This is a genomic window from Martinezella dioscoreae (genome assembly GCF_009176305.1).
GTDB classification, from domain to species: domain Bacteria; phylum Pseudomonadota; class Alphaproteobacteria; order Rhizobiales; family Rhizobiaceae; genus Rhizobium; species Rhizobium dioscoreae.
Map to the genome: position 1 here is coordinate 549314 of NZ_BLAJ01000003.1, position 22521 is coordinate 571834.

20 protein-coding genes are annotated in these 22521 nt (G+C 61.3%); 8 read left to right on the forward strand and 12 right to left on the reverse strand.

The features are described from left to right. Positions 1-116: 116 nt before the first annotated feature. On the reverse strand, positions 117-932 hold the full coding sequence (locus tag GDN47_RS14550) for an IclR family transcriptional regulator (RefSeq protein ID WP_371865503.1): 816 nt from the start codon (positions 930-932) through the stop codon (positions 117-119). A 118-nt stretch (positions 933-1050) separates the two neighbouring features. Between GDN47_RS14550 and GDN47_RS14555 the strand changes: the two genes are divergently transcribed. The 5 genes from GDN47_RS14555 (at position 1051) to GDN47_RS14575 (ending at position 5304) form a co-directional block, all read left to right on the forward strand. Next, positions 1051-1821 (forward strand): SDR family NAD(P)-dependent oxidoreductase, encoded by a 771-nt coding sequence (locus GDN47_RS14555; RefSeq protein WP_152093646.1) that lies wholly within the window; start codon positions 1051-1053, stop codon positions 1819-1821. Positions 1822-1858: 37 nt separating this feature from the next. Next, positions 1859-2791 (forward strand): 2-dehydro-3-deoxygalactonokinase, encoded by a 933-nt coding sequence (locus GDN47_RS14560; protein WP_152093647.1) that lies wholly within the window; start codon positions 1859-1861, stop codon positions 2789-2791. Then, positions 2791-3426: a 2-dehydro-3-deoxy-6-phosphogalactonate aldolase gene (locus tag GDN47_RS14565; protein WP_152093648.1), complete on the forward strand. Its 636-nt coding sequence runs from the start codon at positions 2791-2793 to the stop codon at positions 3424-3426. The genes GDN47_RS14560 and GDN47_RS14565 overlap by 1 nt, the downstream gene beginning before the upstream one ends. Positions 3427-3429: 3 nt before the next feature. Beyond that, on the forward strand, positions 3430-4317 hold the full coding sequence (locus GDN47_RS14570; RefSeq protein WP_113353851.1) for an SMP-30/gluconolactonase/LRE family protein: 888 nt from the start codon (positions 3430-3432) through the stop codon (positions 4315-4317). Between the two features lie 351 nt (positions 4318-4668). After that, complete coding sequence (locus tag GDN47_RS14575; RefSeq protein ID WP_152093649.1) at positions 4669-5304, forward strand: PRC-barrel domain-containing protein; 636 nt, start codon at positions 4669-4671, stop codon at positions 5302-5304. Between the two features lie 87 nt (positions 5305-5391). Here GDN47_RS14575 and GDN47_RS14580 read toward each other — a convergent pair whose 3' ends face one another. Further along, positions 5392-6747, reverse strand: coding sequence for a putative bifunctional diguanylate cyclase/phosphodiesterase (locus GDN47_RS14580; protein ID WP_152093650.1), 1356 nt, complete (start codon positions 6745-6747; stop codon positions 5392-5394). A 127-nt stretch (positions 6748-6874) separates the two neighbouring features. Beyond that, on the reverse strand, positions 6875-8608 hold the full coding sequence (locus GDN47_RS14585; RefSeq protein WP_152093651.1) for a response regulator: 1734 nt from the start codon (positions 8606-8608) through the stop codon (positions 6875-6877). Positions 8609-8952: 344 nt separating this feature from the next. Between GDN47_RS14585 and mutL the strand changes: the two genes are divergently transcribed. Next, positions 8953-10785 (forward strand): DNA mismatch repair endonuclease MutL, encoded by a 1833-nt coding sequence (gene mutL / locus GDN47_RS14590; RefSeq protein ID WP_152093652.1) that lies wholly within the window; start codon positions 8953-8955, stop codon positions 10783-10785. Positions 10786-10947: 162 nt separating this feature from the next. Beyond that, a complete protein-coding gene (locus GDN47_RS14595; RefSeq protein ID WP_069612411.1) occupies positions 10948-11178 on the forward strand; it encodes a DUF2093 domain-containing protein in 231 nt (76 codons plus the stop codon). Between the two features lie 26 nt (positions 11179-11204). Here the strand turns inward: GDN47_RS14595 and lpxK are convergent, their stop codons facing one another. The 6 genes from lpxK to GDN47_RS14625 all read right to left on the reverse strand — a co-directional run bounded on the left by lpxK (position 11205) and on the right by GDN47_RS14625 (position 17071). Further along, positions 11205-12251, reverse strand: a complete 1047-nt coding sequence (gene lpxK, locus GDN47_RS14600; RefSeq protein ID WP_113330964.1) for a tetraacyldisaccharide 4'-kinase — start codon at positions 12249-12251, stop codon at positions 11205-11207. Between the two features lie 84 nt (positions 12252-12335). Then, positions 12336-13067 (reverse strand): HAD family hydrolase, encoded by a 732-nt coding sequence (locus GDN47_RS14605; protein WP_113330963.1) that lies wholly within the window; start codon positions 13065-13067, stop codon positions 12336-12338. Positions 13068-13079: 12 nt separating this feature from the next. After that, the gene (gene waaA, locus GDN47_RS14610; RefSeq protein WP_152093653.1) at positions 13080-14399 is read right to left on the reverse strand and encodes a lipid IV(A) 3-deoxy-D-manno-octulosonic acid transferase; all 1320 of its coding nucleotides are present in this window, start codon (positions 14397-14399) and stop codon (positions 13080-13082) included. Between the two features lie 178 nt (positions 14400-14577). Next, positions 14578-14823 (reverse strand): DUF4170 domain-containing protein, encoded by a 246-nt coding sequence (locus tag GDN47_RS14615; RefSeq protein ID WP_015338950.1) that lies wholly within the window; start codon positions 14821-14823, stop codon positions 14578-14580. A gap of 61 nt (positions 14824-14884) precedes the next feature. Then, positions 14885-15691, reverse strand: a complete 807-nt coding sequence (locus GDN47_RS14620; RefSeq protein WP_152093654.1) for a 3'(2'),5'-bisphosphate nucleotidase CysQ — start codon at positions 15689-15691, stop codon at positions 14885-14887. 27 nt (positions 15692-15718) lie between these two features. Then, positions 15719-17071 (reverse strand): TldD/PmbA family protein, encoded by a 1353-nt coding sequence (locus GDN47_RS14625; RefSeq protein ID WP_113330960.1) that lies wholly within the window; start codon positions 17069-17071, stop codon positions 15719-15721. 150 nt (positions 17072-17221) lie between these two features. On the opposite strand from GDN47_RS14625, the gene GDN47_RS14630 reads away from it, so the two are divergent. After that, positions 17222-19042: a monovalent cation:proton antiporter-2 (CPA2) family protein gene (locus tag GDN47_RS14630; protein ID WP_152093655.1), complete on the forward strand. Its 1821-nt coding sequence runs from the start codon at positions 17222-17224 to the stop codon at positions 19040-19042. A gap of 54 nt (positions 19043-19096) precedes the next feature. On the opposite strand, the gene GDN47_RS14635 is transcribed toward GDN47_RS14630, so the two are convergent. Genes GDN47_RS14635 through GDN47_RS14645 form a run of 3 tightly spaced genes read right to left on the reverse strand, consistent with a single transcriptional unit; the run spans position 19097 to position 22477 of the window. Then, positions 19097-19963, reverse strand: a complete 867-nt coding sequence (locus tag GDN47_RS14635; RefSeq protein ID WP_113330958.1) for a patatin-like phospholipase family protein — start codon at positions 19961-19963, stop codon at positions 19097-19099. Positions 19964-19981: 18 nt separating this feature from the next. Continuing rightward, the gene (rsmD, locus tag GDN47_RS14640; protein ID WP_113330957.1) at positions 19982-20548 is read right to left on the reverse strand and encodes a 16S rRNA (guanine(966)-N(2))-methyltransferase RsmD; all 567 of its coding nucleotides are present in this window, start codon (positions 20546-20548) and stop codon (positions 19982-19984) included. Between the two features lie 6 nt (positions 20549-20554). Continuing rightward, a complete protein-coding gene (locus tag GDN47_RS14645; RefSeq protein WP_152093656.1) occupies positions 20555-22477 on the reverse strand; it encodes a pseudouridine synthase in 1923 nt (640 codons plus the stop codon). Positions 22478-22521 lie beyond the last annotated feature (44 nt).

Consider the following 22521-nt stretch of genomic DNA (forward strand, 5'->3'; position numbering starts at 1 on the left):
TTCTTCCGCATATCTCAACAGTAAAATTCAAGATAAACGAGCAATTTCGCTAAGATCAGGCACCGACAGCATTAAATCCGCGAGTTTCCGACAGCCGTTGCGCGAAATTTATGGAGTCAGCGCTTAGGCCCCATGCGGTTGCGCATGTCCGTCATGATCGAATCAGCAGCAGCAACCACCAAAGGCGCCCATGCCTGCAACTTTTCCAGTGTGACGCGATAGGCTGGGCCGGTCACCGAGACGCCGGCCAGCATATGCCCATCGTCGGAACGGATCGGGGCGGCAACGCAGCAAATGCCGCTTTCATGCTCCTCGAGATCGAAGGCATAGCCTCGCTTCCTGATTTCCGAAACATCGACAAGCAGCTCCGAGACATTGCGAAGCGTATGCTCGGTATAAGGGCGATATTCGAGGCATGAGATTCTCGCATCCAGCTCGGCATCGTCGAGCGCGGAAAGCGCCGCCTTGCCGACACCGGTACAATAGGCCGGAGATGCATTGCCGACCTGCGAATACATGCGTACGGATTGGCGACCCTCGACCTTGTCGAGATAGATGACCTCCGTGCCACGCAGGACGCCAAGATGGACGGTTTCGCCGGTCACCTCCTGCAGGCGGTGCAGATGTGGCTCAGCAACCGCGCGAAACTCGTTGCGCGCCCAGCTGCGCGAGGCAAGCGTCAAGAGCCGCAATCCAATCAGATAACGACCATCGCGGTCGACCTCCAGCAGCCCTTCCTCGACAAGGTGCGACAATTGGCGATGCAATGTGCCGCGCGGCTGATCGGAGAGCGAAAGGATGTCGGTAAAGCGCATCGGGCCATCGGCGAGCGCGACGAGATCGAGCAGGGAGACGAGCTTTCCCAGCGTTCCGGTTTCCCGGTCGCGATGCCCTTTATTTTTTCCACCCTCTGAACCCAGATCCATGTTCATTCATTTATCTCTGGCAGAGCCGCACTATCCTTGACACCGCGCAAGGGTAGATCGATAATTCCATATAGTCAAATTATGTTCCGAATAATGGAACTTTCGATTGATCGGGAGGAAACATTTGGTGGATACTCAGGCGCAATTTCCCGATCTGAAAGATCGCACCGTCCTCATCACCGGCGGCGGCTCCGGCATCGGCGCAAGCCTTGTGGAGGCCTTTGCCAAACAGGGCGCAAAGGTTGCCTTCATCGATATCATCGAAGAAGCGAGCAAGGCACTGGCGGCCAAGCTTTCGACGCAATCCGCCCATCCTGTCTCCTTCTATCACGCCGACCTGCGTGATGTCAGCGCGATCAAAAGCACGGTTGCTGCGGTTGAGTCCGATCTCGGGGCGGTCCGCGTCCTCGTCAACAATGCAGCCTGGGACGACCGGCACGATATCGACACCACGACCGAAGAATACTGGGACAACAATCAGGCAATCAACCTGAAGCAGGTCTTCTTCGTCTCGCAGGCGGCTGCACCCGGCATGCGCGCCGCCGGCGGCGGGGCCATCATCAATTTCTCCTCGATCGTCTTCAAGATGAACCCGCCGCTGCTGTCCTCCTACGCGACCGCGAAGTCCGGTATCATCGGGTTGACCAAGAGCTTTGCCGGGCGCTTCGGTCCCGAGAACATCCGCGTCAATGCCGTCCTGCCGGGAATGATCGTCACCAAGCGACAGCTCGACCTCTGGCTGACCGAAGAGGGCATGGCGAAGACGATAGACCGGCAATGCCTGAAGCGCGTGCTGAGCGCCGACGATCTGGTCGGTCCGGTGCTCTTCCTGGCTTCGGACTGCTCCGGCGCCATGACCGGACAAGCTATCACCGTCGACGGCGGTATTTTCTAATCTCAAGAGTTCTGACGTAAGACTTGGAGCATTTCTCATGACGAAACCCGCATATGTCGCGGTGGACTGGGGCACCAGCAGTTTCCGGCTGTGGCTGATCGGCGAAGACAGCAGCATATTGGCGGAGCGCCGCAGCGGCGAAGGCATGACCACGGCGGCCCAGACCGGCTTTGCCAAGGTCCTGCAATCGCATCTCGACGCCATATCCGCACCGGACGCCCTTCCCGTCATCGTCTGCGGCATGGCCGGAGCGCGCCAGGGCTGGGTGGAAGCCGGATATATCGACACGCCGACCTCACTTGCCGCCATCCTGACAGGCGCCGTTTCCGTGCCCGGACAATCCCGCGACGTGCGCATCCTGCCGGGTCTCGCACAGCGAAGCCAGCAGGTGCCCGATGTCATGCGCGGCGAGGAAACGCAGCTGCTCGGCGCGATTGCCGCCTATGCGAAGGGCGAACAGCTCGTGTGCATGCCGGGAACGCATTCGAAATGGGTGCGCGTGCTGGATGGCCAGGTGACAGGTTTTTCCACCTTCATGACGGGCGAGCTTTTCGACGTCATTACCAAGCACAGCATCCTGTCGCATGCCGTTGCCGGCGCTGCGGACATGCCTCCCGACACGAAGGCGTTCGAGGCTGCCCTTAAGACGGCCCTCGACAAGCCGGCCCTCGTCACCAACCTGCTGTTCACGGCCCGCTCCGGCCAGCTCCTGAACGGGCTTACGGCCGCCGGCGCCCAGGCACTGATCTCGGGCACCCTGATCGGTGCGGAAATCGCCGGCGCGCTCGCTTCGGCGGGGCAGAATGCGACCATCACGCTGGTCGCTTCCGGCCGCCTCCAGGCGCTCTATGAAGACGCCTTCCGCACCCTCTCCCTCAATTACAAGACCATCGATGCCGATGCCGCCGTCCGTCGCGGACTGTCCGCTGCGGCCGAAGCGATCTGGTTCAAGAAAGAAAGCAAAAGCTGATGACGACCCGCACTCCCTTCCCGCCCATGAAGCGCCCGCTCATTGCCATTCTTCGCGGCATCAAGCCGGAGGAGACGGCCGATATCGTCGGCACGCTGATCGAAACAGGTTTCACGGCAATCGAAATTCCGCTGAATTCGCCGGAGCCGTTCCGCTCTATCGAGATCGCCGCCAAGATGGCGCCTGCGGATTGCCTGATCGGCGCAGGCACGGTGCTGACGGTGGAAGACGTCGACAGGCTGGATGGCGCCGGCGGCAAGCTCTTGGTGACACCGAATGTCGAGCCTGCGGTCATCAGCCGCGCCCGCGACAAAGGCATGGTGACGATGCCGGGTGTGTTCACCGCCACGGAAGCGCTTTCGGCCGCCTGCGCCGGTGCCACCGGTCTCAAATTCTTCCCCGCCGGCGTGCTCGGCGCCTCCGGCATCACAGCCATTCGCGCCGTCTTGCCGCCTGAGCTCATCATTGCCGCGGTCGGCGGCGTCTCAGACAAGAATTTCGCCGATTACACCAAGGCCGGCGTGCTCGCCTTCGGCCTCGGCACCAGTCTTTACAAGCCGGGAATGACGGCCGCAGAGGTTGCCGAACGTGCCAAGGTCACCATTTATGCCTATGATGCAGCCGTAGGAGCCTGATCTATGACCGATATTCATGATTTCCAGGGCAATATTCTCTGCAACACGTCCTCCGTCCTGGGAGAAGGCCCGACCTACGACCCCGATACAGACACCGTGTGGTGGTTCAACATCCTCGGCAAGGAACTGCACGAACTGCACCTGCCGACCGGAAAGAAACAGGTTCACGAGCTGCCGATGATGGCAAGCGTGCTGGCTCGCGTCGATGCGGAGCGGCAGATGATCGCCACCGAGCAGGGACTGTTCCTGCGCGATATCGCAACCGGCGAATTGAGCTTCTATACGGCCATTGAAGCAGACAAGCCTGAAAACCGTTCCAATGACGGGCGCACGCATGTTTCCGGATCGCTCTGGATCGGCACCATGGGCAAGCGCGCCGAGATGCAGGCAGGCGCGATCTATCATGTCGCCGGCGGCAAGGTTACGAAGATCTTCGACCAGATCAGCATTCCGAATTCCATCTGCTTTTCTCCCGATGGCACGATCGGCTATTTCACCGATACCCGCGTCAGTCAGCTGATGCGCGTGCTCGTCGACCCCGAGACGGGACTCCCGACCGGCGAGCCGATCGTCATGGTCGACAGCATGGAAGATCCTGGCGGCCTTGATGGTTCGGTCTGCGACGCGGACGGCTATATCTGGAATGCGCGCTGGGGTTCCGGCTTCGTCGACAAATACAGCCCGGACGGCCTGCGCATCGAGCGCTATCGCGTGCCCGCCATGCAGCCCTCCTGCCCCGCCTTCATCGGCAAGAATGCGGACCGGCTGGCCGTGACGACCGCCTGGGAAGGCTTGGATGAGGAAGCGCGCTCCATGCAGCCGCAGGCGGGTGCTCTTCTGGAACTCGGCCTGACGGTGAAGGGCGTTTTCGACCCTCCATACAAGCTTTGATTGAAATCCCTCCTCAGCCGTTCGATGCGGAAGAGGAGATTACTTCTATGATCGATGCGATATCCAGCTTTTCCGGCTTGCGAAAAAACCGCGATCCGCATCGATCCATTCTCTAATTCGGCCAATCCCCAGGTTGTTTCTCAAAACGTCGACCCGCTGTTTTCATGCTATATTCCGTCCGTTTTCAACTTCCGCCTGTTGGCTTCTGCAACTTTTGACGGAACCAAAACCTCACTAATCCATTTGCCCTTATGACCGGTACGATGAAGGCCGGCAAACGGAGGTTTCACCGCGCTGGTCAGCATGCGCGCCCGATAAAGCATGCCCATCGGAATGAAAGGTAGGTTCACGATGACTGGGAAACTCTTCACTTCTGTCGCTGCAGGCGCAATCTTCGCCACGGCCTCGGTACTTTCGCCGATGGCGTTCGCTCAAGCGCAACAACCGTCGAACGGGGGAGCCGGCAATACCGGCAACAATGCGCCAATGACGCAATCCGCCCCGGCGACACCGGATGCCACAAAGCCGAATAACCCGACGCCGCAAACCAAGGCTCAGGCACCCGCACCGTCGCCAGGCGCCGAACAGGCCGGCGGCTACATGACCACGCAGTCGGCCGATCAGATCAGTGCCAGGACCTATATGGGCCAGTCTGTCTATAACGGCCAGAATGAAAGCATCGGCAGCATCAACGACCTGATCCTGCAGAAGCAGGGCGGTGTTATCGCCGCGGTCGTCGGCGTCGGCGGTTTCCTTGGCCTCGGCCAGAAAAACGTCGCCGTACCGTTCGACAAGATCAACGCCACGCAGAATCCGCAGGACGGCACCGTCAAGCTCACGACGACCGAAACGGCCGACTCGCTGAAGGCTGCCCCAGAATTCAAGACCCTGTCGATGCAGGCTTCCGAAAAGGCGGCACAATCGTCCGGTACGTCGACAATGCCGGCCACCGACAACACCACGACTTCGTCGACCACCAACAAGTAACTATCGACAAAGGTTGGACGAAATACGGAAGCGGCGGCCTTATGGGCCGCCGCTTTCTTTGACCATCTTTCACCCTACTTTTTGGGATTAGGCAATTTCGCGTTCGTGGCTGAGATCGAAATAATGGGTCTGCAGGTAGCGAAGCGTCGCAGCGCTATCGACCGGCTTTCCAAAATAGTAGCCCTGCCCCATGGCGCAGCCCAGTGCCTTCAGCTTCGCCGCTTCAGCATGGTCCTCGATACCTTCCGCGACCACACGCAGGTCAAGCCCTTCGCACATGGCAAGAACAGCCTTGATAATGTGCTCGGAGGCCCTGTCCGAATTCATGCGCGAGACGAAGGCCCGATCGATCTTGACCTTGTCGAAAATGAATTCGCGCAAGCGTCCAAGGCTGGACTGACCGGTGCCGAAATCATCGAGAGAGATGCGCACGCCGACCGCTCGAAGATCGGCGATGATGCGATGGGCGGTATCGGCCGAGCTCATGACCGCCGTTTCCGTGATTTCAAGTTCGAGGCGGTGCGGGTCCAGACCGGCGCGTGTCAGGATGGCGAGAATGCTGCTGCTGGTGCCGGGATCCATCAGCTGCGCCGAGGAGAGATTGAAGGACAGAAACAGTTCGCGCGGCCACGAGAGCGCCGCCTCCGCCGCTTTTCGCAGCAGCGTCTCGGATAGCGCATCGATAAAGCCTCGTTCCTCGGCAAGCGGCACGAAGACAGCCGGTGAGACAAAGCCGAGATCCGGATCGTTCCAACGCGCCAGGGCCTCGAAACCGAGAACCATGTTGTTGGCAAGCGAGACGATCGGCTGGAAATGCACATCGATGAAGTCGGAAATGATGGCGTTGCGCAGCGCCTGCTCCAGCTGCGTCGCACGCTTCATCTCCTGCGCAATCTCTCTGGAATAGACGGTGATCTGGCCGCGGCCGCGACGCTTGGAGCGATAGAGCGCCGTATCCGCATTTTTCAGGAGATCGTCGAATTCTTCTCCGGCGAAAGGATGAATGGCAAAGCCGAAGGATGCGGAAAGGCGGACATTGCGATCGCCGAGATCATAGGGCGCCGACAGCACTTCGCGGATCATCTGCCCGAATTTCTCGGCGCCGACGCGTTCGAAGACAAGCGGCAGTACAAAGGCGAATTCATCGCCGTCGTGACGCGTCACCAGTGCGCCGTCGGGTATGCAGGCCTTCAGACGATGAGCAACCTGGCAGAGGATCTCATCGCCCGCGTCGACGCCGAACAGGTCATTGATCGGCTTGAAGGCATCGAGATTGACGATGCCGATCGTAAAGGGTGCGGGATCGCCGGCACGCTCAAGCGAAAGCGCGCGCGCACGCTCGCGCATGCGATGGCGATTGCCCAACCCGGTGAGCGGATCGGTATAAGCGGTTGCCTGCGGCTGCTGATTGACTGGCCCCGGCAGCATCTCAGTCGATTTCATATTTGGTTCCGGCCTTTTCTCCACCCGGGTGAAGAGCATGCCGAGGAAGTCTTAACAAAGGATGCCAAGACGACAGTCATTCGGCGTCGGCGATAAGTTGCCGTCGGGGGTGATATCATTGTAACATTTATCTATTTTGCGCCTTCAGGGCACCGCGCATATGCTTCTGAAATACCGTTTCGATGATATCGGGACTAACCGGTTTCAGGATGACGTCGTCCATGCCGACATCGGCGCACTCCTTGCGGTCGCGCTCGAAAGCCTGCGTCAGAACACCGATGATCGGCGTATGGGAGCCGGTACCCTTTTCCGCGCCGCGGATCAGCCGGGTGGATTCAAAGCCGTTCAGTCCCGGCAGCGAAATGTCCATCAGGATCAGTTCCGGACGATGCTCCTGCCACAGGCGCACCGCCTCGTCACCACTTGCGGCGATCACATAGCTGTATCCCAAACCCTCGAGGATCTGCGAGAAGACGATCTGGTTGATATCATTGTCCTCAGCGACCAGAATCTGCGCCCGGCGCTCCTCGCCGGTCGCACGCCGCCATTCGGGCGCGAGCCCCGGCTCTATGCTCTCGCCAGGCTCGCCACGGATGTTGCGATTGAAATGGCGCGCGATCAGGAAGGCAAGCTCGGTTGCCAGCTGCGATCCGTTCAGCGACAACGCGGCTAGGTTCTGCCGCTCGGCCAGCTCAATTCCGCGCTTGCCGAGCTGGTTGTCGACGATGACCAGATCGATCTTGACGCCATGCGCGCTTGCCACGTCCAGAAATGCCGCCTCTTCGTTCTCGTTGTGTACGACGCAGGCTTCGAAGCCGTATTTCTCGAGCGTCTTCAGAGCCGCCGTTTCGGCAGCGAAATCCGGCGTGACGACGAGCACCTTGCGGCCGCTGAAATTCTCCGGAACGAAGGTCTCCATCGCCGCCGGACGGCGCGAAATGGTCTGCAGCGCGACCATCGGAACATAGGCGCGGCGATAGGAGCGATCGCCGTTTTCCCGAATGCTCGACGCGAGCGCGAACTCGTCGAAGTCGCCGCCATCCTTGGGCAGGTCCTGCATGGTGCAGACCAGGAAATAGCGGCCCGGCTTGCCGATGCGCTGCTTGCGGGTGACGATGTCGCGCTCGACACCGTCGCGGGCGATCTGGCGCTGCCGCGAGATCGACATTTCACCGGTCTCGATCACATGCCGATCGCTCTCATAGAAGCGATTGGCAAGGTCGGTGGAAAATATATCGATGCTCTTGCGACCGCGCACTTCGTCAGCCGCCGTCTGGTACTTGTCGCAGAACGCCCGGTTGACTGCGACGTAGACGAGGTTCTGGTCCTTGACGAAAACCGGAAAGGGCAGATTGTCGAGAATATCCTCGGTCAGCTGCACGCGCTCCATGTCGACGCGCCATTGCTCTTCGCGTTTCCTGGCTTCGGAAACATCGGAAATAATGCAGAAACCGATACCCGAAGATAGCCGTCGGTTAAGGACGCGCACCCAGCGGTCGTCGGCAAAATGCTCGGTGGTCTCGAAGCGTTCGCGCCAATGGGTGGCTATGCGCTGCGATATCCAATCGTCGCGGCTCGCAGCTGTTTTGGTCTGATGCCGCTGATAGGCTACTCCAGTATCGAAGACGGCGCCTAGAAAATCGCGCAGACGCGTGGAAGGTTGCAGGAAATCAGGCGTGATTGGGAAGAAGTTCAGAACCTGACGGCTGGCAAACAGCAAGAGATCGTTCTTGTCGTAGGCGAAAAAGGCGCTGGAAAGACCATCGCAAAAGGCATCGAAGAACATCGTCTGCAGACTGCCGCCGAAAGGGGCATCAGCCGTCATCATTGCCAAAGCTGCCTTTTCAGTCTCGGCAGTCATTCGTCGGATTCCTACGCTCAACCAGTTTCACAACACGGCAAATCGACAGGGCGGCATTCGCTCTGCAAGGCAAGTTCATGGGAGTTGCATGCTGGCCTTGGCACTTGAAGCAGATGGCACCTGGCTCCATTTTGACTGATGGCCACCAACCTGCCATCGAGAGCCGTCAGCATGCACGAAACGCGCCACCTGCGGTCATTTCAAGTTCTGTCTCCGCAACCTGTCATCATTCCCTTAAACATTGATTAAATTTCTTAACAAAGTCGCCATGTAAACGGGTGGATCAAGGCGGCAAAATCGCCTTTCCTCTTCCCTCGCCGCCGCGAATCCACGAGAATGCAGCCATGGCCATCAAGCAACTTTCCGAGACCCTGATCAATCAGATCGCCGCCGGCGAAGTCATCGAACGCCCGGCGAGCGCCGCCAAGGAACTGATCGAAAACGCGCTCGATGCCGGTGCAACCCGCATCGAGATCGCGACCGCTGGCGGCGGCAAGGCACTGCTAAGGGTGACCGATAACGGCTCGGGCATGGAGGAAACCGACCTCGAACTCGCGGTACGGCGCCACTGCACCTCGAAGATTTCCGATACGCTGGAAGACATTCGCACCCTCGGTTTTCGCGGCGAGGCCTTGCCCTCCATCGGCTCGGTGGCGAAGCTTTCGATCGCAAGCCGCAGAGTGGGTGCGGCCGGCGGCGCCGAGATCGCGGTTGCAGGCGGCAAGGTTCTGCATCTGCGCCCGGTGGCCGCCAATCCGGGCACGATCGTCGAGGTACGCGACCTGTTCTTTGCAACGCCGGCGCGCCTGAAATTCCTGAAGACCGAAAAGGCGGAGGCAGCCGCGATCACCGAAGTCGTCAAGCGCATGGCAATTGCCTTTCCGCGCGTGCGCTTCGTTCTGTCGGGCACCGACCGCTCGACGCTGGAATTTCCCGCGACGGGCGATGATCATCTCGCTCGCATGGCACAGATACTGGGCGCCGATTTCAAGGACAATGCTATCGCGCTCGAAGCCGTGCGTGAGGATGTGAGCCTTACCGGTTTTGCCGGCGTGCCGACCTTCAACCGCGGCAACTCCGCGCATCAATATGCTTTCGTCAATGGCCGGCCGGTGCAGGACAAGCTGATCCTCTCGGCGATCCGCGGCGCCTATGCCGAAACCATCCCCGCCGGACGCTATCCTATCGCTGTCCTTTCACTGACGCTCGATCCGGCGCTGGTCGACGTCAACGTGCATCCGGCGAAATCCGACGTGCGCTTCCGCGATCCCGGTCTCGTACGCGGCCTGATCGTCGGCGCTGTGCGCGAAGCGCTCTCGCGGGAGGGCGACCGCGCAGCAACGACCGGCGCTGACGGCATGCTGCGCGCCTTCACCGCCGGACGCTCCGCCTTTCAGCAGGGTTGGCGACCCTCGCCGGCAGCGGCTCCCTGGACGCCGACAACGTCTCCATCTCGTCCCTATGAGCAAGCCGCGGCAACAGCAGGCTACGGATTTGCCGAAAGACCGCAGGCTGCCTTCGACGGCCTTGCCACGCCGACTGCACGTGCCGAAGTCGCCCCGCCGCTGCTATCAGCACGTGCCGAGGAACCCGCTCGCTTTCCGCTAGGTGCTGCCCGCGCCCAGCTGCATGAGAATTATATCGTCGCCCAGACGGAAAACGGCCTTGTCATAGTCGATCAGCATGCCGCCCATGAGCGGCTGGTGTTCGAGGCCATGCGTAAGGCGCTGCATTCGAAGCGCTTGCCCTCGCAAGTCCTGCTCATTCCCGAGATCGTCGACCTGCCCGAAGAGGATTGCGACCGGTTGATGGTATTTGCCGAAGAACTCGGCGAACTCGGGCTCGCGATCGAACGCTTCGGCCCCGGCGCAGTCGCCGTACGGGAGACGCCGGCGATGCTCGGCGAAGTCGATGCGCAGGGCCTGATCCGGCAGTTGGCCGACGAGATCGCCGAATGGGAAACAGCCTCTGGCCTTGCCGCCAAGCTGGAATATGTGGCCGCGACCATGGCCTGCCACGGTTCGGTGCGATCCGGCCGGCGCCTGCGCCCGGAAGAGATGAATGCGCTTTTGCGCCAGATGGAAGCCACGCCCGGCTCCGGACAATGCAATCACGGCAGGCCGACCTATATAGAGTTGAAGCTTACGGACATCGAACGACTGTTCGGGCGCAGCTAGCCTCAGCCATTTCCAAAAGGAACTTTTCCGGGGAATAGTCTGGAGAAGTCGCGTCTGCTGCGTAATTTTAAAGTGTCACAGCGACCTTTGCGCGTCATATTTGACGTGCGGCGCTGTAGTGCGGTATGGCAAATAGATGACACAGATCAAGGACGGCATCAGATGAATCTTTTCGAAGGACATGGAAACCGCGAGGCGAAAGTTCGCTATCTCGACGGCGATTTCCAGATCCTGATGCCGGGCTCCTATGTCGTCTGCGCCATGACTGGCAAACATATCGCGCTCGACGAGCTGCGCTACTGGAGCGTTGCTCGCCAGGAGCCCTATGCCGACGTCATCACCTCGCTCGAAGCCGAAAAACGCGCCGGCGCACTGCCCAATCAGAAGCGCTGATTTCCCGCTGGGCAGCTGATCTAGTTTTAAGCCGGTTTGCCGCGCTTTTCCCGCAGGCGACGCTCTCTGGCGGCTGCAACAGCCCTGTCGATAATCAGGGCCGGAGCCAGCGGATCGTCAAAGACCATATCGATCTCGATTACCCTGCAGCGCTGTAGCAATTCCTCGGTGCGGCCATGATGGCCAATGAGGCGGACATAATCTTTCGAGGTTGTGACGATCTCGAGCCCTTCGCGCGAGGCGATGTCGAGCATGTCGGAGACGTCGTCTTCGCCAGGATGTTCGTGATCTCCGAAGCTGCGCCGGACGGCGATCTCAGCCCCTAGCGTCTCCACTGTGCGGAAGAACTTGGCGGGATCGGCGATGCCGGCAAAGGCAAGTACCTTGCGGCCGCGCATATCCTCCTGCCCGCGCACCCTGACGCTTGCGGAAAAGAAGGGCTTCCCCGCCCTTGCCGCAAGGCGAACGACGCGATCGGCGGCAGTGCCCTCGCCGACTTTCAGCAGGCCGGATGCAAAGAGGAGTTGCGTGCGCAGCGGCGCGCGCACAGGACCGCCTGGAACGAGGTGCCCGTTGCCGATACCTCTGCCGGCATCGATCACCACAAGGGCATAGTCGATAGCGAGCTGCGCGCTCTGGAAACCGTCATCCATGATGATGATGTCGGCGCCCTCGCGCACCAGCCTTTCCGCGCCATCGGCCCGACGACGGGCAATGACCGTCAGCGCCTCGCGGGCAAGCAGCAGCGGCTCGTCGCCAACAGCCGTGGCATGATGGTGCGAGGGATCAACGATCGTGGTGACATCGAGCGAGCCGCCATAACCGCGGCTCAGGAAACCAGGCTTCAGCCCCTTCGCCTTCACGGCCTGGGCAAGTGCAAGCGCCGTCGGCGTCTTGCCGGCGCCGCCGACCGTGAAATTACCGACGCAGATAACAGGCACCGGCACGGAAGCCCGTTTGCCATTCACCATGCGATGCCCGGCGATACGGCCATACAGGAACGAAAAGGGTAAGAGCCCCCAAGCACGCCAATCCGGCTTTCGCCACCAGAAAGGTGGGGCTTCCGATACCATGCGTCTAATCCAGCCCTATTCTTGTGCCCGCGACAAAGCGGCAAGAAAGGCCAGATTGCGTGAAAAAGCAAGCCATTGCCAGGATCAGGCCGATTGTGCCACAGGCATGAGCAGGCTTTCCAGCTCGGTAATGTCGTTGAGGCAATAGTCCGATGCCGCCGTCAGCGTTTCGCGCGAGCCGGTGCCCGTCAACACGCCGACGGTCAGGCCCACACCGGCATTGCGGCCCATGTGGAGATCATGATTATTGTCGCCGACGACGGCGACCTGTGCCGGCGAAAGGCCGGTCGCGGCGTAAAAGCCGAGTACCATTCCCGGCTCCGGCTTGGTGCCGAAGCCGCTGTCGTAGCCGGCGATATAATCGACATAGTCGATGAAGCCGAAGCGGCGCGCCGTCTGGCGGATGGAGCGCTCATTATCGCTGGAGGCAACGCCGAGTTTGTAGCCGCGCTCATGCAGGCGCCGGAAGAAGGCGGCGAGATCTGTCACGGGCGAAGAGAAATCGGCTGCATGTGCAAAAAGCGCGTCGAGTTTTTCCACCAGCTCCGCGACATCCACTTTCGAGCCGGCGGCCACCAGGCCCTCGGAAATCTGCCTGGTATTGCCGGCGGCAAGCAGGCTGTCGGGCACAATGTGACCGGAAATCGGGTCCATGCCGCAGGCGGAGAGAAGGTGATCGGCGAGGATAGGATCGTCTTGAGCAGCGATGCGTGCGAGCTCACGATTGACCGGCAGCCAGCTCTGGTCATAGTCGAGCAACGTGCCGTCCTTGTCAAAAAGAATGCCCGCAATCGCTCCCAGCTTGGCCGCTGTCATGCCCTTCCCTTCTTATCCGTTCGCCATCGTCTTTGGCATCAGCCGTGCCTTGACCGAAAGCGGATTGATATAAGGCTCCAGCCCCTTCACCGTTGCTGCCAGTGCACCACGCATTTCATGCACGGCTGCGAAGCCGGCATCGATCATGCTGCGTCGTGCCGTGTCGTTGGTGAGCAAATAATGGACGCCGCGTGCCAGCATCTCGGTATCGCGCACCATGCGGGCGCTGCCGCGGCGGGCGAGCAGCTGATAGGAATCGCGGAAATTCTGGACATGACCGCCGGTCAGGATCGCACAACCGAGCATGGCCGGCTCAAGCGGATTCTGGCCTCCTTCATTGAACAGCGACTTGCCCATGAAGGCGACTTCGGTCATCCGCAGATAAAGCCCCATCTCGCCGATGGTATCGCCAAGGAAGACATCGACATCGGACGAAAGGATATCGTTGCGAGTGCGGCGCGCCACTTTGAGACCCTGTTCCGCGAGCATAGCCTCGATCGCGTCGCTGCGCTCGGGATGGCGCGGTACGATGATGGTAAGCTGGCCGTTATGCTCCTTCAGCATCGAATGGACGGAGGCTGCAGCACCCTCCTCGCCCTCGAAAGTGGAGACCGCGGCCCAGGTCTTGCGGTCGCCGATTTGCTTCATGTAGCTGGCGAGCGTCGGTGCATCATAGGACGGCGCATCCGTATCCACTTTGAGATTGCCCGATTTCAGAACCTGCAAAGCGCCGAGATCGCGGAAGCGTTCGGCGTCGAGGTCGGACTGGGCCACGACCAGCGCCAGATTTTCAAACAACGCCTCGGCAAGCGAGAGATGCCGGCTCCAGCGTTCAAAGGATCGATCCGACATGCGGGCGTTGACGAGGATCTGCGGGATTCGCTTGCGGCCAAGCTCCATGATCGTCGTCGGCCAGATCTCGGATTCGGCAAAAATGGCGCAATCGGGCTGCCAGTAGTCGAGGAAGCGCTTGATGGCGGGCTTGAGATCGAGCGGCACGTATTGATGGATGACCTCTTCGCCAAGACGTTGCTGCGCAACCTTGGCGGAGGTGATCGTGCCCGTCGTCAGGATGACATGGATATCGCGACGACGGATTTCTCGGATGAGCGGAATGACGGCCGAGGTTTCCCCCACGCTTGCGGCATGGAACCAGATCAGTGGTCCCTGCGGGCGGTTGGCGCTGGCATAGCCCGAGCGCTCCAGTTTGCGGGAACTATCTTCCTTGCCCTTGGCCGCGCGAACCGCGAGATAAGGCCCGATGAATGGATAGACTGCGATTCCACCAAAGCGATAGGCGCTCAAGGCAAGACGCGCCCTGAGGCTACTCATTTCGTTCGCCTCCTATCCCAGCTGATCACCATCAATGCCAAATCCCGATTATCAACCGGCCGAATAAACAGCCGAATTTTCGTTCTTATTGTGTCAAAGATACTGCTTCATGACCGGATTTAAAGCGACGGGGCTGTACCGGATAGAGATATCAAATGCAAAATTCGGTGCGAGGCGCTTAGGATGCCGCTTTTTCCTGCGGATCGAGCAAACGATGCAGGTGGACAATGAAATAACGCATATGGGCATTGTCAACGGTCTGCTGCGCCTTGGACTTCCATGCCACCAGCGCGCTCGCATAGTCGGGATACATGCCGACGATATCGAGCTCGTTGAGATTGCGGAACTGGACCTCTTCGAGGTTTTCCAATTCACCGCCGAAGACAAGGTGCAGGAGCTGCTTTTTGCCGCTGGTATCAGTCATTTTCGTCTCTTTCTACTGTCGTCCCCCTCCGTCCTTCATCTGCGGGATTTTGACGGAAAGGTCAACCGTCTCGTCGGTTCGATAGTTGACGAAGAAACTCCGGTAATTGCGCTGCCGATGCGCCGCAAAGCTCGTCATGCGATACTTCGGCGCGATTGTAGCTGAGGGTATTGCCCGAAAAGTCCACGAGCGCGCCGCCGGCCCGCTCCAGAATGAGATCGGCGGCGGCCAGATCCCAGTCATGCGAGTTGCGCTTGACGATCGTTCCTTCGAGGCGCCCGTCCGCCACCATCGCGAGGCGATAGGCGAGCGACGGCACGTGCTTCACCCGCTCGACCGTCTTGCGGAAATCCGGATCGACGCCCTTCAGCATATCCTCGCCGGTCGCCAGCCGATGGATGTCATCACCGACTCTCTGAGACACGCGGATCGGCTTGCCGTTCTTCAGGGCCTCCCCACCAGCCGTCGCCACGAAAAGCTCGTCGAGCGCCGGCGCGTAGAGCACGCCCGCCACAGGCCGCCCATCGGTGACGACGGCGACGCTAACGCACCAAAGATCCAGGCCCGCAAGAAATCCCCTGGTGCCGTCGATGGGGTCGACGACGAAGACGGTCTCGTGCTTTAGACGCTCGGCATCGTCGTCGGTTTCCTCGGAAAGCCAGCCGTAGTCCGGGCGCGCCGAGCGCAATGTGACGGCAAGGCTTTCGTTCGCCGCAAAATCGGCAGCACTGACCGGGGACTGGCCGTTGTTCTTCCACCAGACCTCTGGCGATTGCCGGAAGAAACCGAGAGCGATCTTGCCCGCCTCGAGCGCGGCACCCACGATCAGGTTCACGTCGCTCAATTGGCCGGCCTTGCTATCGATCATTGATTAATTCCAATCTCCGCTCGTTTCTCAGCGGCCTGCCAGCGTTATGCCCTCAATGGCAAGCGTCGGAGCAGCGATGCCGAAATCGCGGTCGATGTCGTTTGCCGGCGTCACGCGCATGAACATGTCCTTCAGGTTGGAGGCGATCGTCACCTCTGAAACCGGGAAGGTCAATTCGCCGTTCTCGATCCAGAAACCGGTGGCGCCGCGGCTGTACTCGCCTGTTATCATGTTGACGCCCTGGCCGATCAACTCGGTAACATAGAAGCCGGTTCCGACGTTGCGGATCAGGTCCTCCGGCGAAATATCGCCCGGCTCCAGCGCCAGGTTGGTGGACGCGGGTGATACGGACGTACCGCCGCGCACGCCGCGGCCGTTGGTCTTCAGTCCGCCGCCGATTTCCCGCGCGGTTGCCGTGGACAGGAACCAGGACTGCAGCACGCCGTCCTCGATCATGACGAGCCGCTTGCCCGATACGCCCTCGCCGTCGAAGGGGCGCGAGGATGGGCCACGCACGATCAGCGGATCGTCCGTGATCGAGAGGCCCGATTTCAGCACCTGCTGGCCCATCTTGTCGCGCAGGAAGCTGGTCTTGCGGGCGACGGAAGCGCCATTGATCGCGCCGGCAATATGGCCGACGAAGCCGCGGGCGACGCGCGGGTCGAAAACGACGGTGACGTTCTTGCCCGTCGGAACCTGGCGCGGATTGAGCCGTTTGACGACTCGTTCGCCGGCGCGGCGGCCGATCTCTTCGGCCGCATCGAGATCGGCGAAATAGAGGCGGCTGTCGAAATCATAGTCGCGCTCCATGCCGGTGCCTTCGCCGGCAATGACGCTGACGGAGCGCCCGAAGCGCGAGCCCATATAGTGGCCGGCAAAACCATGTGAGGTGACGAGCACGAGGCCGCCCATGCCGGCCGAAGCGCCGGCACCGGAAGAATTGGTGACGCCAGGAACAGCGAGTGCCGCAGCTTCTGTCGCAAGGGCCGCTTCGCGCAGCTGCTCCGTGGAGACCTCGGTCGGATCGAACAGTTCGAGATCGGGATAGCTCTTGGCGAGATCCGCTTCGTCAGCGAGGCAGGCAAAGGGATCTTCCGGAGAAACCTTGGCCATGGCGACCGCGCGTTCGGCAAGAGCGTTGAGATCGAAGCCGGGATTGGCCGAAACGCTCGCCACGCGATTGCCGACGAAGACCCTCAGCGAGAAGTCGTCGCTCTCGGAGGATTCCGTGCCTTCGACCTTGCCGAGACGGACGCTGACGGAATGGGCCCTCGACCGCACCACGACGGCATCGGCGGCATCCGCACCGGCTTTCCGGGCGAGGTCGATCAACTGGCTGGCACGGGAAAGCAGAGTGGCGGAATCGATTTCAGAGGTCATGACTTGGCCTTTCCTTCGCGTTCCATTTATTGTGCACTACATAAAGCATCAAGGGCGGCAAAGCCGATTCTTGTTCTAATCCCTTCACGCATGGTTGTTTATCATGACCAAGCGTCGCAACACCGCCTGCCCCACGGAAAGAAACAGACGATGTCCGCCCCCAATACGCTTTTCACTGAAACCCTGCTGCTGCTCGGCGGCGCCGTCGTCACGGCGCCTATCTTCAAGAAACTGGGGCTTGGCACCGTGCTCGGCTATCTCGCCGCCGGCGTTGTGATCGGGCCGATTCTCCACAGCATCAGCGACAGCGAAGCCGTGCTGGCCGTGGCCGAACTCGGCGTCGTCTTCCTGCTCTTCATCATCGGCCTGGAACTGAAGCCGTCACGCCTCTGGCAGATGCGGCGCGATATTTTCGGTCTCGGCACGGCACAGGTGGTTCTCAGTGGACTTGCGCTGATGGTGGCCGCCTATTTCGGCGGCATTGCCGGCTGGAAGGGCAGCATTATCATCGGCTTCGGCCTGGCGCTTTCCTCGACGGCGTTCGCGATGCAGATCCTCGAACAGCAGGGCGACGTCAACACGAAATACGGCCAACGATCCTTCTCGATGCTGCTGCTGCAGGATCTTGCCATCGTGCCGCTGCTGGCGCTGATCACCGTTCTCGATGGCGCGCAGGAAACCGCCAATCCACTGCCAAGTCTCGCCATTGCCATCGGCGCCGTCGCAGCGATGATCATCGCCGGCCGTTACCTGTTGACGCCGCTGTTTCAGGTGATCGCACGCACCGGCGCGCGCGAGGCGATGATTGCCGCAGCCCTGTTCGTCGTCATGGGATCGGCAACGCTGATGCAGCTCGCCGGCCTCTCCATGGCGATGGGAGCCTTTCTCTCCGGCGTGATGCTGGCGGAATCCTCCTATCGGCATGAGCTGGAAGCGGATATCGAGCCCTTCCGCGGCGTATTGCTCGCCATTTTCTTCATCGCAGTCGGCCTATCGCTGAAACTCGACGTCATCCTCGACAACTGGGTGATGATCGTGCTCGCCGTCCCGGTAATGATGGTCATCAAGGCGGTCGTGATCTATGCGCTCTGCCGGGTCGCAGGCTCGCCGCACAATGATGCCGTCCGCATCGCGGGGCTGCTGCCGCAAGGCGGCGAATTCGGTTTCGTGCTCTTCAGCGCGGCCAGCGCCAGCGGCAATCTTTTCTCGGCGAACACGGCATCGATGCTGATCGCCATCGTGACGCTGTCGATGGCGCTGACACCGCTCAGTTCCGCGCTGGCGAAACGGTTGGTGAAGGGCGATACGCAGGAAGAACTGGACGAGGATTTCGAGGGCGCCGGTTCCGATGTGCTGATGATCGGCTTTTCGCGTTTCGGCCAGATTGCCGCACAGATCCTGCTTGCCAGCGGCCGCGACGTGACCGTGATCGATTTCTCCGCCGACCGCATCCGCCAGGCATCGAGTTTCGGCTTCCGGATCTATTTCGGCGACGGCACACGCAAGGACGTGCTGCGCTCGGCCGGCATTGAGCGCGCCAAGATCGTCGTCGTCAGCACGCATCTGCGCGAGGTGACGGACAAGATCGTCGAACTTGTGCAGACGGACTATCCGCATGCGCGCCTTTTCGTCCGCTCTTATGATCGTATTCACTCGATCGAACTGCGTCACAAGGGCGTGGATTATGAGCTGCGCGAGACGCTGGAATCCGGCCTGCTCTTCGGCCGCCGCACCCTGGAAGCACTTGGCGTCAGCGAAGCCGAGGCCTATGAAATCGGCGAGGATATCCGCAAGCGCGACGAGCAAAGGCTCGTACTACAGGTGAGCGAGGGCCTGCAGGCCGGGACAGACATGCTCTATTCGCGCCCGGTCAAGCCCGAACCGCTGGTCAAGCCGAAGCGTGCCGCCGACACTTACAGCGACGCCGACGATCTGGTGGCATTGCCACAAGAAGAGCCGGAGCGGGTTTAGTCGCTTCGTTTGCATAATCCTGGCGAAACACAGCCAGCGGCTTACTGGCGGATACTAATTCTTCGCGGTCATCACCCGGTCGAGCGCGAATTTCAGCTCGTCCTTGATGCCGGCCGACATGGCGAGAATGTCGCGCGCCTTCAGGAAATCGAGGACGCCGGTGCGGCCGACAGCGGGGCGCAGGAAGATTTGAGGTGCTTGCAGGCGCAGCTTCAGGGCAATATTGGACTGCATGGTGAGCTGGCCGGCACCGAACAGGCTCTCGATACGGTTCGGAACCTGTCGGCCACTGCCTTCCGGCCCGCCGACGACGTCGATGCCGATGATGATATCGGCAAGACCGGCCAGATGTTCATAAGGAACCGGATTCATGATACCGCCATCGATCATCACGCGATCTCCGAGCTTAACCGGCATGAATACGGCGGGAATGGCCGCAGAAGCGGCGAGCACGGGGAAGAGTTCGCCCTTCTCGATGACGACCTCCGCCTGGTCGTAATAATCGGTCGTGACCACCTTCAGCGGGATATGCAGCTCGGAAAAGCTTTCCGGGATGGCCGGCGGCAGGAAGGTGCGCAGAATGCGTTCGAGATTGAATTGACCGAAGCGGATGCTGCGCATGCTGACCGGCCGCAGGCTCCAGATCTTGTTGAGAACGGCCGGGCGATTACCGACGGTTGCCAGGGTATAATCGCGGATCTCAGCACCGCTCATGCCGACGGCCATGGCCGCGCCCATAATCGAACCGATGGAGGAGCCTGCTATGGCGACGGGGCGAATGCCGAGTTCGTCCAGCGCCTCTATGATATGAATATGGGCGAGACCGCGCGCACCGCCGCAGCCGAAGGCGACTGCGACGCTCGGCGTGCCGGAGGCGGCGAGCGGATAGTCGCTGCCGACGAAATCAGCATAATCGCCCATAGTGTTCTCCTTCCTCCGTCAGGCCGCCAGCGGCTGGTAACGGAAGAAATGCATCTTGCTGTCGCCGAAGATTCGCTCCTCCAGAAACAGGAAATCAGACGGCGCGGCAACTGTGACATCGGCGCGCTCCTCGAGGATCGCCAGAGCGCCCGGTACCAGCCAGCCACCGGCGGCAGCGGCCGCGAAAGCCTTCTCGCCCAGCCCCTTGCCGTATGGCGGGTCGGCGAAGAGAAAATCGAAGGGTTCGAGATTGCCGACGCTGCCGAGGTCCGTCGCATCACGACGCAGCATGCGCGTGCGGCCATGCAGGCCGAGCGCATCGATGTTCTCCCAGAGAAGGCCCCTGCCCTCGACGCTGCTTTCCACGAAGAGCACGTGACGGCAGCCCCGCGAGGCTGCCTCCAGCCCGACGGCGCCGGTGCCGGCAAAAACGTCCATCATCCGCGTGCCATCGATGGCCTCGGGATAGGCGTGGTTCAGGATGTTGAACAGGCTTTCGCGCGTGCGATCCGCCGTCGGACGAATATCGTTCGACTTCGGCGTTGCAAGCGAGCGACCGCGAAACTCACCGCCGACGATCCTCACCGCGCGTCAGCCCCTGCCGCCCTTGGGGCCGCCCCTGCCGGGGCCACCCCGACCGGAACCGCCGCGCGGACCGCCGGATGGGCGACCTGCGCCACCCGGCTTGCCGCCAAAGCCACGCGAGCCACCGGGCTTTCCGCCCGGCTTACCGCCAAAGGATTTGCCGCCAGGCTTCTTGCCGAAGGGCTTGCCGGCCGGCCGATCGCCGAAGGGTCGGTCACCACGGGGCGGACGATCACCAAACGGGCGATCGCCGCGGGGGCGTTCGGAGCGCTGTTCACCGCCGAAAGACTTGTTGCGCGGACGCTCGTCTCCCTCGGCACGCGGACACCGGTCGCCACGAGGCTTGTCGCCGAAAGGTCGGTCGCCGCGCGCAGGTCGATCTCCGAAGGACCGTTCGGAGCGGGCTTCACCCTGGAAGGACTTCGCACGAGGACGGTCACCACTCTCCGACCGAGAACTGCGTTCGCCGCGCGGACGATCGCCAAACGCCCGATCGCCGCGGGGACGATCACCAAACGGTCGTTCCCCACGGGCGGGACGATCACCCTGGGGGCGATCGCCGCGCGAGCGCTTGCGATCAAAGCCCTCGTCGTCGCCACGCGACCTGCGCGGCGCTTCCTCGCTCGAACGAATCCATTCGCCATCGCCTTCGTCGACGCGATTGATGCGGACGCGCGGGCCTTCATCCGCACGGTCGAAGCCGCTGCGCTGTGGGCGTTCAATCTCGCCACGGCGGAAGGCGGTCTTTGCATTCTTGGCGGCCTTCGCTGCCGCCTTTTCACCGAGCGGGCGGGCGCCTGGCGCCATCCAGACGTTGGCGCTGCGGCGCGGGCCGAGCGGCTGGCGCTTCGCCCGGTCGTCGTCCTTGTGGCCGCCTTCGCGGCGATCATCACGCTTGGCATCGCGCTTGGTGTCCAGACGGCTCAAGGCGCGCTCGCGCTTATCCTCGGGACGCTCGCGACGCGGGCGCTCTTCCTTGGCCGTGCGAGCCGGCTTCCCAGCATCCGCCTCTTCCGGCTCGGCCACGGCCGGGGCGTTATAGAGCGGCGCATCGAAATTCGCCTTGGCATCTTCGACTAGGCGCGGACCGAGCTGATCGCGCAGCGTGCGGCCGCGCACCTCGAGCACATGGCCTTCCGGCAACTCGCCGAGCTGGAACGGGCCATAGGAGATGCGGATCAGGCGATTGACCTCGAGGCCGAGCGCGCCGAGCACGTTCTTGATTTCGCGGTTCTTGCCTTCGCGCAGGCCCATGGTGATCCAGACGTTGGACCCCTGCGTGCGGTCGAGCGTTGCGTCGATCGAGCCGTAAAGCACGCCATCGACGGCAATGCCCTCCTTCAGCTTGTCGAGCGCTTCCTGATCGATCTCGCCATGGGCGCGCACGCGATAGCGGCGCAGCCAGCCGGTGGTCGGCAATTCCAGAACACGGGCAAGGCCGCCGTCATTGGTCAGCAGCAGCAAACCTTCGGTGTTGATGTCGAGACGGCCGATCGACATGACGCGCGGCAGCTCGTCCGGCAGGTTGTCGAAAACGGTCGGACGCCCTTCCGGATCGGCATTGGTGGTCACCAGGCCTGCCGGCTTGTGATAGAGCCACAGGCGGGTGCGCTCGATGCCACGGATCGGCACGCCGTCGACCTCGATCTTGTCGGCGAGCGTCACATTGACCACGGGCGTATCGAGGAGCACGCCGTTGAGCTTGACGCGGCCATCCAGGATCATGCGCTCGATATCGCGGCGAGACGCTACGCCGGCGCGCGCCATCACCTTGGAAATGCGCTCGGCCTTTCCATCCTCGACCGCGGTCGCTTCCGCAGCTTTGACGGCTGCTACCTTCGCAGGCTTCGCGCCATCCCGTTTTACCGTCTTCTTGTCGCCAGCAAAGGGTTTAGACCCAGGCCGCTTGGGCTTGTCATTCATCGTCATTTGTTGTTTGCCTGAATTTTTAACGCGTGTTCCTATCAGGTCAC